The sequence below is a fragment of the bacterium genome (assembly GCA_017744355.1).
Classification (GTDB): Bacteria; Cyanobacteriota; Sericytochromatia; order S15B-MN24; family UBA4093; genus JAGIBK01.
On record JAGIBK010000001.1, the window covers coordinates 450,319 to 463,207 of the forward strand.

Below are 12,889 nucleotides of genomic sequence, written 5' to 3' on the forward strand. Positions count from 1 at the left end.
CTTGGTTACTTTCCTGTGGTCGTGCCGGTGGCCTCGAAGTTGTAGAGCGGGGTGCTAAGATACCGCTCGCCGCAACTGGGGAGGACCACGACGATGAGTTTGCCTTCGGCCTCGGGGCGCTGCGCGAGCTCGAGGGCCGCGGCGACCGCCGCCCCGCTCGAGATGCCGACGAGGATCCCCTCTTCGCGCGAAACGCGGCGCGCCATGTCCATGGCGGTCGCCGAGGAGATCCCCATGATCTCGCCAAGCGAGCGATCGCGCAAGCCCGCGAGCAGCGTCTGGTCGAAGACGGCAGGAACGAAGCCCGCCCCGATGCCCGCGATCTTGTGGCTGCCAGGGGTGCCGCCCGCGAGCACCGGGCTCTCGGAGGGCTCGACGGCGATGTAGCGCAGGCTGGGCTTGCGCGCGTGGAGGGCCTGGTAGATGCCCGTGATGGTGCCGCCGGTGCCGATGCCCGAGACCACGTAGTCCACCTGGCCGTCGGTGTCCTCCCAGATCTCGCGGGCGGTGGTCTCCGCGTGGACCTGGGGGTTGGCGGGGTTGTCGAACTGGCCGAGCATGTGGGCGCCGGGGGTGTTTGCGAGCAATTCCTCGGCGGCGGCGATGGCCCCCTTCATGCCCTTGGCGCCCTCGGTCAGGACGAGCTGGGCCCCGTAGGCCTTGAGCAGCGCCCGGCGCTCCAGGGACATGGTCTCGGGCATGGTCAGGATGAGCTTGTAGCCCTTGGCCGCCGCCACCATGGCGAGGGCGACGCCGGTGTTGCCGCTGGTGGGCTCGACGAGGGTCGTGCGGCCGGGAGCGATGAGGCCCTTGGCCTCGGCGTCGGCGACCATCGCGATCCCGATGCGGTCCTTGACCGAGCTAGAGGGGTTGTAGAACTCGACCTTGCCCACGACCCGGGCACGGGCCCCGGCCGGAATCTTCGTGAGTTCGACCATGGGGGTGTTGCCGAAACGCTCGGTGATGCTGGGAGCGATGTTTGCCATGGGAAAAGCCTCCTTCTCGATGGACTAACGAAATGTTAGTCCATCCCGGCAGCGCAGGCAACCTTTCTTCCGTTCCTCGATGCAGCGCGAAGGCAGGTAATTAGCTCGTCGGAGGCAGGTCCCCGTCGCTCAGGTAGCGCATGGGCTTGCGGTAGGCCGTGCCGGTCTCCAGGTCGAAGACGTCCATTTCGTCGAGCGGGCCCGCGTAGAAGTGGAGCGAGACGAGGTGTGATCCCGCCCCGCCGGCGTTGCCGAGGCGGTGGATCATGCCGATGGGGGCGGCGGCCAAGCCGCTCTCGGGGGTGATGTCGCGGGTATGGACCAGGGTGAGGCGATCGCCCTCGACCCGGCGGAAAATCTCCTCGCGCATGACGCCCTCGAAGACGACGACCACCCCGAAGGAGCGGCCGTGGTTGTGAACACTGGTCCGCTGGTCGTCCTGCCAGCAGAGGCAGATGGCCTCGAAGAGCTCGTTCTTGAAGAGGAGGTTGCGGGCGTAGGCCTCGGGGCAGAATTGCAGCTTGCCCTCGAACAGCGCAGGGGTGATCTCGAGCCGATCCACCAGGGCCTTGAGCTCGCTGAGGCCGAAAGTCTCGGGGGTGTGGCGCGCCGCCTCGGCGAGAAATTGCTCCCAGTTCAACTTGGTGGGGGTCTGCATGCCCGGGGGATCCTCTTTCAGCGTGGCAAGAAGGGGGGCGCAAGCTATCGGCCGATGACCATTTTCCCTCGCAAACCCTCGCTTGTCCAATCCCCTCATGACCCCTAGCGCCAGGGGTCCTTGGCCTTGTCGAGGAAGCGCCTGGCTTTCTGGGCCTCCGCGGACTGGGGGGCCTCCTGGATGATCCCCTGGAGGATCCGCTGCCCCTTCTCGAAGCGCCTGCGATCGGGGGTGCCCCAGGTGAAGCCCGAGGCGTAGAGGTAGTCCCAGCCGATGGCGAGCTTGGCGGCGAGACGGTACTTGCTCTTGGGATACTGCTTGAGGAAGCGTTCGTGGCGACTGGCGTCGATCAGGGCGGGGTCCACGCTCAGGTCGTGCTCGCCGTCGTCTTCGTGCGGGATGAGGCGCCATGCGGCCTCTTCGGCGAGCGGATGGCGCGGGAAGCGGCTCACCAGGAGCTTGTAGGCGTCGCCGTCGGAGCGGTACCGGCCGCGCGGGTCGAAGTACTGGAAGGAGGCGTAATGCTTGGCGGCCCAGCGCTGCTCCTTGCGCAGGTACGTCAACCAGCTGGGGCTCTTGGGGTTGAGGCGCGATCGCTGCCAGTAGCGGTCGTTGATGACCTGGACATAGGCCTCGGCGGTTTCGGCGAGGGTCATGAGGAGCGAGGGCGCGGCCGGGTCCGCCTGGAAGCCCGGCTTGCGGATCTGGCCCGCGAGGGTCTCGATCGCCGGCTGGTACTGCTTGGCCTTGCGGGCGGCCTGCGCCTTGGCGATCGCCTGGCCGGCGGTTGGCTCGGCGGCGAACGCCGGCAGCGGCGCCGCGCTGATCAAGCCGGCGGCCCCGAGCATGATGAGCAGCCGCACGCGGCGTCGCATGGTTTCATGACGGCTTGACATAAGATCTACATTCCCCGGGAAGCGTGAACGAGATGCGACCAAACTATCAAATGAATATTAAGTTGGTATAACAACCCGTTGCTTCCGGGTACAGAAGGCTGGAAGGAGGCGGCTGCCCGATGCGCGAACGCAAGCTCACCTTGTTCCACTGCCCGCACGAAGGTCATACCGTGCGGATCACCTACATGAACCAGATGGATCACTGGAAGCGACGTCCGGTCCACCAGTCGATTCAGCACTGCAGCTACAAGACCGAGCAGCTCTGCAAGGTCGAGCTGTATCCGGTGTCTGGCGAGTCCCAGTGCCCCGCGGTGCAATTGGCCAACCGCAACTTGTTCCGCTAAGCCTCCGAAGCGCGACGCCCCCGCCTGCAAGTGCAGGCGGGGGCGTCGCGCTTCGGAGCCGTTAGGCCGTCTGCTCGATGAAGCCGAGCAGGTTGCCGTCCGGATCCTGGAACTTGGCGAGCTTGTTGAACGGCTGGTCCAGCTCCTTGGCGACGAACGCGACGCCCTTGGCCTCGAGCTTGTCGATCATCGCCTGGATGTCGTCCACCGCGAAGTCGATGGTGACGGCCATGCCGTTATTGCGGGCCCCGGCGGGCATGTACTGCAGGCCGAAGGTGATCCCCCCCATCTCGAACTCGGTGATGGCCGGGTTGGATGAGAGGACGCTGAGGCCGAGCACGTCGCGGTAGAACGTGACCGAGCGATCCATGTCGCTGACGAAGATAAGAACGCTCTGGATGCTCTTCACCATGGGGGTCTCCTTGATCATTGCGATCTCCTTTTATTGGCCGGTGAACGCGGGGGGACGCTTGGCGAGGAAAGCGCCGACGCCCTCCTCGAAATCACGGGTGCGGCCGGCGACCTCTTGGAGGTGGGCCTCGTATTCGAGCTGGTCGGCCAGATCGTGGTCGAAGGCGCGCTCGAAGGCGCGTTTCATCAGGCCGATGGCCTTGGTGGGCGCCTCAGCCAGGCGCGAAGCGAGTGCTTGGGCTTCGGCTTCGAGCTGGTCGGCCGGAACCACCCGGTTGACGAGCCCGAGGCGCAGGGCCTCGGCAGCGTCGACCTTGTCGCCGAGCGCTGCGAGCTCGAAGGCCTTGGCGAGGCCGACCAGGCGGGGCAAGAGCCAGGTGCTGCCCGCGTCCGGCACCAGGCCGATGCGCACGAAGACCTCGATGAACGCGGCGTTGTCAGCGCAGAGCCGCAGGTCGCAGGCGAGCGCGAGGCTCATGCCGGCCCCTGCCGCCACCCCGTTGACGGCGCACACGATGGGCTTGGCCATCTGGCGCATCTGGAGGATGAGCGGGTTGTAGAGGGTGCGCAGGTTGTCGCCGAGGCTCACCTCGGACTTGCTCGCATCCGCCAGGTCCTGGCCCGAGCAGAAGCCACGGCCGCGGCCGGTGAGAACGATCGCGCGCACGGCAGGGTCCTTGTCGGCGCGCTTGAAGGCGTCGAGCAGCTCACGCTTCATCTGGTCGGTCATGGCGTTGAGCACGTCGGGCCGATCGAGCGCGATCCAGGCGATGCGCCCGTCGCGGACCTCGTAGGCGATGGTCTGGTACATGCCTACAGGCCCTTCCAGGTGGCGGGACGCTTCTCGACGAAGGCGCGCATGCCCTCCTTCTGGTCCTCGGTGCCGAAGAGCATGCAGAAGTTCTTGCGCTCGTGGTCGAGGCCCTGCGACAGGAAGGTCTCGAAGGCCTTGTTGACGCTCTCCTTGCCCACCCGGACGGCCACGGGGGCGCGGCCCGCGATGTCGGCGGCGAGCTTCTTGGCCTCGTCGAGGAAGAGCTCGACGGGCACCACCCGGTTGACGAGGCCGAGGGCCTGGGCTTCCTGGGCGTTGAGCTGGCGGCCCGTGAGGACCATCTCCATGGCGAGGACCTTGCCGACCGCGCGGGTCAGGCGCTGGGTGCCGCCGGCGCCGGGGATGACGCCCAGGCCGACTTCGGGCAAGCCGATCTTGGTGGTCTCCGAGGCGATGACCATGTCGCACATCATCATGAGCTCGGCGCCGCCGCCCAGGGCGAAGCCGCTGACGGCCGCGATGAGGGGCTTGGTCATGTGGGCGATGCGGTCCCAGACCTTGAGGAATTCGTGCTGGCTCATCTCGACCATGGTGGCCTCGGCCATGACCTTGATGTCCGCGCCCGCGGCGAAGGCGCGATCGCTGCCCGCGAGCACCATGGCCCCGATGGCGTCGTCCCGGTCGAAGGCTTCGAGGGCTTCGAGCACTTCGCCCAGCAGCTCGGGCGAGAGGGCGTTGAGGGCCTTGGGGCGGTGGAGGGTGACGATCCCCACCCGGCCTTCGCGCGTCACCAGGATGTTCTCGTAGGTCTTTGCTTCGATCATGTTCCGTTCTCTTGCGTGAGGAGGGCGTTGCCGAATGCGCCATGATATGGATGCGCCGAGCGAGCTGTCAAATCGCCTGGCGCCTCGCCCAATCGCCCTGCTATACTGGGGCTCGACAGGCGAGCGAGCCCGCCACGGCGGCAAACCGGAGGGAGACGCCCTTCATGCACGGCGAGCATACCATCCGCGAGATTTTCGGGCAGCCCGACCTCTGGCCTCGGGTCGGCGAGCACCTCGTGTCCACGTTGAGCGCTTCGGCCCTCGGCGGCGTCCGCGAGGTCGTCTTCACCGGCTGCGGCAGCTCGTACCACCTGGCCGAGGCGGGGGCCAAGCTCCTCGCCGGCTGGGCGGGCGTGCGCACGCGTTTCGCGCCGGCCTCCGAGCTGATCCTCTTCCCCGATACCCTGCTTTCGGACGATGCGCAGGTGGCGCTGGTCGCCCTCTCGCGCACCGGCACCACCTCCGAGGTGCTCCAGGCGATTGGGACTTTCCGCGGACGCGCGGGCGCATCTGCGCCGGTCGTCGGCATCACCTGCGCGCCCGAGAGCCCCCTGGTCGAAGCCTGCGACTTTCCTATCGTCATTCCCTCGCGCGAAGAGAGCGTGGTCATGACCCAGGCCTTCACGGGCACCCTGCTCGCCCTGGCGGGCTGGGCCCTGAGCCTGCGGCCCGACCCGCTGCGGGCGGCCGCCCTGCGCGAGGCCGTGCGCCAGGCCGAGGCGCCCCTGCGCCAGAGTGAGGCCCTCAAGGCGCTTGCGGCCTGGCCGGTGCGGAACTTCGTCTTCTTGGGCGGGGGCCTGCTGCATGCGATCGCCTCCGAAGGGGCGCTCAAGCTGCAAGAGATGGCCCTGGAGCCCTCGGCGATCGCCTTCCACGCCCTGGAGTACCGTCACGGCCCCAAGTCCACCGCGGGGCCCGATACCCTCGTGACCCTGCTCTGTTCGGAAGGTGGCAGCGCTTACGAAGCCGCCCTCCTGGACGAGCTCAAGGGGCTCGGGGCACGGACCCTTGCGATCGCAAGCGCCGACCAGGCGGCGATCGCGTCGCGGGCGGATGCCCACTTCCTCGTCGAGGCGTCGAGCGACGCGACCCGCGCGCTGCTCTACACGCCTTTCCTCCAGCTTCTGGCTTACCACCGGGCGGTGCGCAACGGGACCGATCCCGACGCGCCGCGTCACCTCAGTCGATCCGTCATACTCTGATCTTGGAGGCCGCATGCCGCTCGTCAACGCCACACCGATCCTTCAGGCCGCGCTCCGGGGCCGTTACGCCATCGGAGCCTTCAACGCCCACAACATGGAATTCGTCCAGGGCATCATCCGGGCCGCCGAGGACCTCTCGGCCCCGGTGATCCTTCAGGTCTCGGCCCGCGCCATCCACTACGCCGGCCTGCGCTCCATGGCCTCCATGGTCCGTGCCGCCGCCCAGGAGGCCCGCGTGCCGGTGGCCATGCACCTGGACCACGGGGACTTCGACCTCAACCTCAAGAGCCTGGTCGCGGGCTTCACCTCGCTGATGTTCGACGGTTCGGCCCTCCCCTTCGCCGTCAACGTCGAGGAGACGCGCCGCATCGTTGAGGCCGCGCACGTCATGGGGATCCCCGTCGAGGGTGAGCTCGGCCACTCGGGCGGCAAGCCCAACGACGTGGTGGGCAACGCCTCGGACTACACCGATCCGGACGCCGCCGAGCGCTTCGTCACCCTCACCGGGGTGGACAGCCTGGCCGTCACCGTGGGCGCCATCCCCAAGCTGCTCGAGAAGCGCCCCCAGCTCGACATCGAGCGGATCAGCGCCATCCGCCACGCCACGGGCGTTCCGCTGGTCCTGCACCACTCGTCGAGCATCCCCGACGACGAGGTCCGCGAGGCCGTCGCCCAGGGCATCTGCAAGATCTCGGTGGCCTCCGAGCTGAACCGCGCCTTCACCGACGCTCTGCGCCAGGCGGCCGCCAAGGACCCCGACCAGATCGACCCGCGCCCCATGCTCGGTGCCGGCCGTGCGGCCATCAGCGAGGTGGTCCGCGGCAAGATTCGCCTCTTCGGTTCGGCCGGCAAGGCCGACGAGGTTGCCGCGGGCGCTCTCTCGGCGCGCTGAGATCTTTTTTCCGCCCTATGTAAACGGATGCCGGGTCGATTCGTCGCCCCGGCATCCTTGCTTTTGCGCGCTTGACGGCTGAGCGTCGGCGCAACATCTCGACATTTATCGCAAGAATATTGCGGCTTTGAGACGGGTAGGACAGGTGAGACGAAGAAAGATTGCGGATCTTTATCCGCTCGTAATCTCTCTCAAAGAAAGGACACCATCGCTCGCATGTTCCATAAGCGTCCCAAGGTCGCCATGATGCTCGCCCTTTCCACTCCCATGATCGTGCTCGCCGGTTGCGGCGTCGCCCCCACGGCCTTCCTGCCGGGTGGCGGCGGTGCTAGCGGCGGTGCCAGCGAGGGCTTCGTTGGCCACGTGCCCAATCTCACCGCGCAGGAGCCGACCCTCGAGCCGGGGACGGTGGGTTACAAGATCCACGTCAACCAGGTCACCCACGCCGCCAACAGCTTCGTGCTCGCGACCAACCGCAACCACACCACCGACTACTTCCCCAACGGCAACGCCAAGCTCGCCAAGCTCAAGGAGCTGCGCCCGAGCTGGGGCCAGGGCAAGTACATGTACCGCCTGGGTCACGGTCCGACGGACGGCCGCCAGGACTACGACTACATGACCGGCTACCACTTCGAGAAGCACTGGGACAAGAACGGTAGCTACCCCTACGACGACATCCGCAACGGCCTCAAGGAGGCCAACGACCTGGGCGCCGAGCAGTTGCACGTCGTGAACTTCGGCACCAGCGACGCCCAGGAGGCCGCTCGCTACGTCAGCTACCTCAACAATCCGGACGACGCCAACCGCAAGGCCCATCCCTACCCCGTACAGGGCGTGAAGTACTTCGAGCTCGGCAACGAGATCAGCTGGTCCATGGTGCGCGGTCACAGCCAGTACGCGGCCAACGAGACCCAGTACGCCAAGCGCGCCAAGGAGTTCGCCCAGGCCATGCGCAAGGCGAGCCCCACCCCCATCAAGATCGGCGCGGTCGCTTCGACCAACTCGAACTTCCGGTGGGACGGCGGCGGCGCCGAGGGCGAGGTGGTCAAGAACATCCTCCAGAACATGGGCCAGGACGTGGACTTCCTCATCTACCACGGCTACCCCAGCTGGCCGCTCAAGAACGAGGGGGATCTCAAGACCCTCATGGCCCAGAACGCGTGGAACGATCGCCTCATCACCGACAAGATCGAGCCCACCATCAAGCAGTACGCCTCGCACCCGGTCCAGCTCGCGAACACCGAGTTCTTCACCGAGCAGTACAACAACGCCAATCAGGCCCGCGGCCTCTTCGGCGCCCTCTACTCGGCGGACACCGTGACCCTCGCGCTGAACCACAACATGCTCGTGGCCAATCAGTTCTGCTTCGACCACGGCGAGGCGGCGGATGCGGCCTTCTTCTACGGTGGCGACGCCAACCGCGTGACGCCCATCTTCATGTTCCAGCAGATGCTGTCCAAGCACTGGGGCGACCAGCAGGTCAAGGTGACCCCGCAGGGCATCCCGACCACCAAGGTCAGCGACCTGTCGATGCCGAACCTGGCCATCACCGCGTCCAAGGGGCGCGACGGCAAGGTCTACGTGATGGTCACCAACCGCACGGAGCACCAGGCTGTCTCGGCGAAGCTCGCGATGGGCTTCACCCCCAAGCAGGCGACTGCCTACCAGCTCACCGGCACGGCCGGCTGGAACTCGGGCGAGGGCCAGGTCAAGATGGAGACCAAGGCCGCCAACCTGAGCGGCGCCTACAGCTTCCCGGCTGCTTCGGTGACCATCCTCGAAGTCACCCCGTAGCCACGAGCTGCAACGAGCCCCTCTCGCTCAGCGAGAGGGGCTCGTCTTTTGGATTGCCGGGGACGCTCGGTGGGTTTAATACCATGACCCCCAGCAGAGAGGACTTCCCATGTTCGACCACCTGAAGACCCCCGAAGACATTGACGCCTTCCTCGCGCAGCAGCGCGTGATCCTGACCGAGCCCGAGTGGCGCAAGATGGTCGGCGAACTCGCCGAGGAGATGGCGCGCCGCGGCGACAGCCCAATCGAGCAAATTCTTCAGAAGATCCGCGTCTACAAGCGGGCGACCGATCAGCTGGAGCTACCGGCGGAGTTCGACCCCATCGGCCACGTCGATGACGCCAAGGCCCAGGCGCGGGGCTGGCAAGTCCTGAAGGGTGGTCGCGAAGAGGGCGATCGCTGAGCCGCGCCTGAAGATTGCGCGAACGAGGCGAGCGAGGTAAGCTGGCAACATTCGTCGCCATTTCGTCGTAGGAGGATCCCGTGCGTACGCTCTCGCTGTCCGCCTTGTTGTTGCTTGGGCTGGCCCTTCCCGCTCACGCCTTCCCGACGGCCGTCGTGAACGTCCCGACCGCCGGGGTGACCCCCTTCAAGTCGTATCACCTGGGCACCTACCACTACCTCAAGCCCAGCATGCTCTCGACCCCCAACTCGCCCTATCTCTTCGAGGGCTCGCTCGTGGGTGGGGTTCTGCCCTATTACGAGCTGGCACCCGGCGTCGAGTCGGGGGCGCTCGAAGTGGGCGTCGACCTGCTGTATCCCTTCCCCGGTTCGCCTGATCCCGCCAACGTGCCCATGCCGGTGCAGCCGCACTTCAAGCTCGGGGTCCTGCGCGAGACCGAGACCCTGCCGGGCCTCGCGCTCGGGGCCTACAGCGTCAGCCTGCCCAACCTCGAGTACTCCCATAACGTCCTGCACTTCACCGCGACCAAGTGGCTGTCGTGGGACGACCTGGACCTGGGCCAGTTCACTCTGGGGCTCTACCACGCGAACCCCGCGGCCGCCGGGTCCGACTACAACGGCTGGATGGCGGGTTATTTCCGCAACCTGCCCTTCAACCTCTACGTGATGGGGGATTACACGAGCGGCAGCACGCACATCGCTGGCAACCGCCCGCTCGGTGGGGCGAACGCGGCGCTCGGCTACAGCATCAACGACCGCATCAGCCTGACGGGCGGCTACTACGTCTCGGGCAGCGGTCGCGCCGAGGATCGGGCCTTCCTCTTCATCGACTGGGTCGGAGACCTGCCCCTTTAAACAAGCCATCCATCTTGGCTGCTGCCGGTCTTTCTTGCCGAGGACACGGATTGTAAGGCGGAGAAGGCCTTGATACAATGCGGCATGTTCCGTTATTAGGCGGAGTGCGCATATGGAGCTCCTCATCGCCTTCGAATCGAGGCCGAACGAAGCGGTTCCCTGCTTGCTACGGGTCTGCCGGTGCGATGCCGTGCGGGACTGGCCCACGAGACGGCCATGAGCCGGGCCTTCCGCGTCTTGCTTGCTGTTTGCCTGCTGACGCTCTGTCTCGTGTCGCCCCTCGGCGCTGCACCACCCTACGTGATCGGCGTCGTCTACTGGTCCATGGCCATCCCCGGCCAGGTGGCCATGCGCCACGGGCTTGAAGCTGCGGCAGCCGAGATCAACCGTTCACGCCCCGCGCGTCCGGTGCGGCTGATCCCCTTCGTCGGTGGCGACGGCGAGACGGGCATTCGCAATCAGATCGCCGCCATGGCTCGCCTGGTGAAGTTGCGGCCCGACGCGATCATCCTCCAGCCCATTGACTCGGCGGCCCTCTCGAAGCCGGTCCAAGAGGCCAACCGTGCGAACATCCAGGTGGTGGCCTACGACCAGTACGTCCTGAAGGGCAAGCTTGCCTGTTATCTGACGAGCAACAATGCCCTTGCGGGCTACCTGGATGGTGAGTATCTGGCGTATCGCTTCCGGGCCCGTACCGCGAAGAATCCCTTGCGGCTCGTGATCGTCGAGTACCCTTACGTCTCGTCGACGGTCGAGCGTGTCGAGGGCCTGCAGGACGCCCTGGCCGATGCGGGAGTCCCTTATCGCATCGTGGCGCGATACGAAGCCGTCGAGCCCAAGGGCGGCTTCCAGGCAGGACGCGCGATCGCGAAGCGTCACCCTCGCGGCAGCGTGGATGCGGTGTTCTGCGTCAACGACGGTGGCGGACTCAGCGTCATGCGTGCGCTCAAGGAAGCGGGGCGCGACGACATCCTGATGGCGACCATCGACGGGGATCCTGCCGCGGTCCGTACCATTGCGCAAGGGGGCCCCATCGCCATCGACACGGCCCAGTTTTGCGGGGCGCTCGGCGCGGAGAGTCTCAGGGTCACGTACCGCCTGCTGAAAGGTGAACGCATCCCGAAAGAGATCCTCATGACCGTCTTCCCGATCACCCGAGAGAGTCTCGGGGCCTACCCTGGCTGGGGCGGCGTCGTGCCCCCCGTGATCCGACGCCCCTGGCCCCCTCACCGCCAGGTCCCAGGGAACCTCGTGAGATGGTGAGCCACGCGCGCTTCATCTCGCTGCGCACCCGCCTGACGGCGAGCCTCGTGCTGCTCCTCGCGGTGATGCTGGGGGTGCTCGCGTACGTCCTCGACCGGCAAAACGTGCGCCTGGTCCGTCAGCAGACCCAGGCGCGCGAAGAGCTTTTCGCCCGTAACGTCCAGCAATCCATCAACCAGGTCCTCTTTGCCGGCAAGTATCAGGCCCAGGCCTACCTGGAAACCCTAGCGGAAGGGGCGAAGGACATCTGCTACGTCCGGATCATCGAGCGCGCGACGGGCCGCGTCATCGCTTCGACGGATCCGGCCGAGGTGGGGCGCCGCTTCGAGGATCCGGTGACGCGCCGGGCGCTAGCGACGCTCGACCGTGACGGTCTCCTGCTGCAGGACGTCACGGATGAGCACGGCAGGCGTTGCAATGACCTCGCGCTGCCGTACGTGCGAGGCTACCTCAAGCAAGCAGAGGGGATCATCCGGGTCGGCATCTCCCAGGAGACCGAGCAGCGCCAGATCGCTCAGGTTCGCTTCCTCACCCTCTCGCTCATCCTCCTCTTCCTCGCGCTGGGGACGATCCTGGCCATCACGCTCGGCTATCAGCTGACCTTCAAGCTCAAGCAGCTCGTCCGCGCCACCCATCGCTTCGGGGCGGGGCAGTACGACGCCAAGGTGGCGGTCCCCGCCGACCCTCGCGACGAGCTGGAGCTGCTGGGCTTGGCGTTCAATCAGATGGCCGCGCGCCTTCGCGCAAGCGCCGAGAACCTGGAGGGGCAGGTGCGTGAGCGTACCGAGGAACTTGCGCGCCTCAACCAGGACCTGAGGGCGAGCTACGAGAAGCTCCAGGAGCTGGATAAGCTCAAGAGCACGTTCGTCAGCGCGGTCTCTCACGACCTGCGGACCCCGCTGACGTCGATCAAAGGCTACGCGGAGTTTCTCGAGGACGAGGTCGGCGGCCCCTTGAGCCCCCATCAGATGGAATTCGTGCTCCAGATCGAGCGTGGTGCCGAGCGGCTGGAGAACCTCGTCGACGACCTGCTCGACTTCGCCCGCATCGAGGCAGGCACCTTCAGCCTGCGCTTGGTGAAAGCCGATCTGGCGAGTGAGATCCGCGAGCTGACCGAGAGCCTGCGGCCGCAGCTCCAGGAGGCGCACCTGGACATCCGGCTCCAGCTCCCGGCGGACCCACTGCTTGTCCGGATGGATCCCGAACGGATCAGCCGCGTGCTCATGAACCTCCTCAACAACGCCATCAAGTTCACTCCCGCCGGCGGTTGGATCCGAGTGCAGGCGTGCGACGAGGGGGAGGCCGTGCGGTGTGAAGTGACGGATAGCGGTCCCGGCATCGCCTTCGACGATCTGCCGAAATTGTTCCAGCGATTCTCCCAGCTGCCGTTCGGGATGCACAAGGGGGGGACGGGCCTCGGCCTCAGCATCTCCAAGTCGATCATCGAGGCGCACGGAGGAACGATCGGGGTGACGAGCGAGCAGGGGGTGGGCAGCACCTTCTGGTTCACGCTCGCCAAGGAGCCCCCGAACGTCAGCCAGGGCGACGGCGCCCCGGGGATTTAAACCGAGCTCCTGTTGAGCTTGG

Annotated in this window: 14 protein-coding genes; 8 read left to right on the top strand and 6 right to left on the bottom strand. The window is 66.5% G+C overall.

What is annotated here, in order from left to right:
• Positions 1–5 precede the first annotated feature (5 nt).
• From cysK to J7643_02210, 3 genes are all read right to left on the bottom strand, one after another.
• Positions 6–986, bottom strand: coding sequence for a cysteine synthase A (cysK, locus tag J7643_02200; GenBank protein MBO9539386.1), 981 nt, complete (start codon positions 984–986; stop codon positions 6–8).
• Positions 987–1,086: 100 nt separating this feature from the next.
• A complete protein-coding gene (locus J7643_02205; GenBank protein ID MBO9539387.1) occupies positions 1,087–1,644 on the bottom strand; it encodes a cysteine dioxygenase family protein in 558 nt (185 codons plus the stop codon).
• 104 nt (positions 1,645–1,748) lie between these two features.
• Positions 1,749–2,519: a hypothetical protein gene (locus J7643_02210; GenBank protein ID MBO9539388.1), complete on the bottom strand. Its 771-nt coding sequence runs from the start codon at positions 2,517–2,519 to the stop codon at positions 1,749–1,751.
• A gap of 140 nt (positions 2,520–2,659) precedes the next feature.
• On the opposite strand from J7643_02210, the gene J7643_02215 reads away from it, so the two are divergent.
• Positions 2,660–2,884, top strand: a complete 225-nt coding sequence (locus J7643_02215; GenBank protein MBO9539389.1) for a hypothetical protein — start codon at positions 2,660–2,662, stop codon at positions 2,882–2,884.
• Positions 2,885–2,945: 61 nt separating this feature from the next.
• Here J7643_02215 and J7643_02220 read toward each other — a convergent pair whose 3' ends face one another.
• Genes J7643_02220 through J7643_02230 form a run of 3 tightly spaced genes read right to left on the bottom strand, consistent with a single transcriptional unit; the run spans position 2,946 to position 4,894 of the window.
• Positions 2,946–3,314: a VOC family protein gene (locus tag J7643_02220; protein MBO9539390.1), complete on the bottom strand. Its 369-nt coding sequence runs from the start codon at positions 3,312–3,314 to the stop codon at positions 2,946–2,948.
• A 12-nt stretch (positions 3,315–3,326) separates the two neighbouring features.
• The gene (locus J7643_02225) at positions 3,327–4,106 is read right to left on the bottom strand and encodes an enoyl-CoA hydratase/isomerase family protein (GenBank protein MBO9539391.1); all 780 of its coding nucleotides are present in this window, start codon (positions 4,104–4,106) and stop codon (positions 3,327–3,329) included.
• 2 nt (positions 4,107–4,108) lie between these two features.
• Positions 4,109–4,894, bottom strand: a complete 786-nt coding sequence (locus J7643_02230) for an enoyl-CoA hydratase/isomerase family protein (GenBank protein MBO9539392.1) — start codon at positions 4,892–4,894, stop codon at positions 4,109–4,111.
• Positions 4,895–5,058: 164 nt separating this feature from the next.
• On the opposite strand from J7643_02230, the gene J7643_02235 reads away from it, so the two are divergent.
• The 7 genes from J7643_02235 (at position 5,059) to J7643_02265 (ending at position 12,867) form a co-directional block, all read left to right on the top strand.
• Complete coding sequence (locus J7643_02235; protein MBO9539393.1) at positions 5,059–6,096, top strand: SIS domain-containing protein; 1,038 nt, start codon at positions 5,059–5,061, stop codon at positions 6,094–6,096.
• Positions 6,097–6,109: 13 nt separating this feature from the next.
• A complete protein-coding gene (locus J7643_02240; protein ID MBO9539394.1) occupies positions 6,110–6,988 on the top strand; it encodes a class II fructose-bisphosphate aldolase in 879 nt (292 codons plus the stop codon).
• A 216-nt stretch (positions 6,989–7,204) separates the two neighbouring features.
• Positions 7,205–8,782: a hypothetical protein gene (locus J7643_02245; protein MBO9539395.1), complete on the top strand. Its 1,578-nt coding sequence runs from the start codon at positions 7,205–7,207 to the stop codon at positions 8,780–8,782.
• A gap of 109 nt (positions 8,783–8,891) precedes the next feature.
• Positions 8,892–9,185 (top strand): hypothetical protein, encoded by a 294-nt coding sequence (locus tag J7643_02250; protein ID MBO9539396.1) that lies wholly within the window; start codon positions 8,892–8,894, stop codon positions 9,183–9,185.
• A gap of 80 nt (positions 9,186–9,265) precedes the next feature.
• On the top strand, positions 9,266–10,039 hold the full coding sequence (locus tag J7643_02255; GenBank protein ID MBO9539397.1) for a hypothetical protein: 774 nt from the start codon (positions 9,266–9,268) through the stop codon (positions 10,037–10,039).
• Between the two features lie 216 nt (positions 10,040–10,255).
• Positions 10,256–11,302, top strand: a complete 1,047-nt coding sequence (locus tag J7643_02260; protein ID MBO9539398.1) for a sugar ABC transporter substrate-binding protein — start codon at positions 10,256–10,258, stop codon at positions 11,300–11,302.
• Positions 11,296–12,867, top strand: a complete 1,572-nt coding sequence (locus tag J7643_02265) for a HAMP domain-containing protein (GenBank protein MBO9539399.1) — start codon at positions 11,296–11,298, stop codon at positions 12,865–12,867. The genes J7643_02260 and J7643_02265 overlap by 7 nt, the downstream gene beginning before the upstream one ends.
• Positions 12,868–12,889: the final 22 nt, after the last annotated feature.

Excerpts from the sequence above, each read along its gene's own strand:
- J7643_02235 (MBO9539393.1), top strand. The coding sequence starts at position 5,059 with ATGCACGGCGAGCATACCATCCGCGAGATTTTCGGGCAGCCCGACCTC.
- J7643_02215 (MBO9539389.1), top strand. The coding sequence starts at position 2,660 with ATGCGCGAACGCAAGCTCACCTTGTTCCACTGCCCGCACGAAGGTCAT.
- J7643_02225 (MBO9539391.1), bottom strand. The coding sequence starts at position 4,106 with ATGTACCAGACCATCGCCTACGAGGTCCGCGACGGGCGCATCGCCTGG.
- cysK (MBO9539386.1), bottom strand. The coding sequence starts at position 986 with ATGGCAAACATCGCTCCCAGCATCACCGAGCGTTTCGGCAACACCCCC.
- J7643_02265 (MBO9539399.1), top strand. The coding sequence starts at position 11,296 with ATGGTGAGCCACGCGCGCTTCATCTCGCTGCGCACCCGCCTGACGGCG.
- J7643_02250 (MBO9539396.1), top strand. The coding sequence starts at position 8,892 with ATGTTCGACCACCTGAAGACCCCCGAAGACATTGACGCCTTCCTCGCG.
- J7643_02230 (MBO9539392.1), bottom strand. The coding sequence starts at position 4,894 with ATGATCGAAGCAAAGACCTACGAGAACATCCTGGTGACGCGCGAAGGC.
- J7643_02240 (MBO9539394.1), top strand. The coding sequence starts at position 6,110 with ATGCCGCTCGTCAACGCCACACCGATCCTTCAGGCCGCGCTCCGGGGC.
- J7643_02210 (MBO9539388.1), bottom strand. The coding sequence starts at position 2,519 with ATGCGACGCCGCGTGCGGCTGCTCATCATGCTCGGGGCCGCCGGCTTG.
- J7643_02220 (MBO9539390.1), bottom strand. The coding sequence starts at position 3,314 with ATGATCAAGGAGACCCCCATGGTGAAGAGCATCCAGAGCGTTCTTATC.
- J7643_02260 (MBO9539398.1), top strand. The coding sequence starts at position 10,256 with ATGAGCCGGGCCTTCCGCGTCTTGCTTGCTGTTTGCCTGCTGACGCTC.
- J7643_02245 (MBO9539395.1), top strand. The coding sequence starts at position 7,205 with ATGTTCCATAAGCGTCCCAAGGTCGCCATGATGCTCGCCCTTTCCACT.
- J7643_02205 (MBO9539387.1), bottom strand. The coding sequence starts at position 1,644 with ATGCAGACCCCCACCAAGTTGAACTGGGAGCAATTTCTCGCCGAGGCG.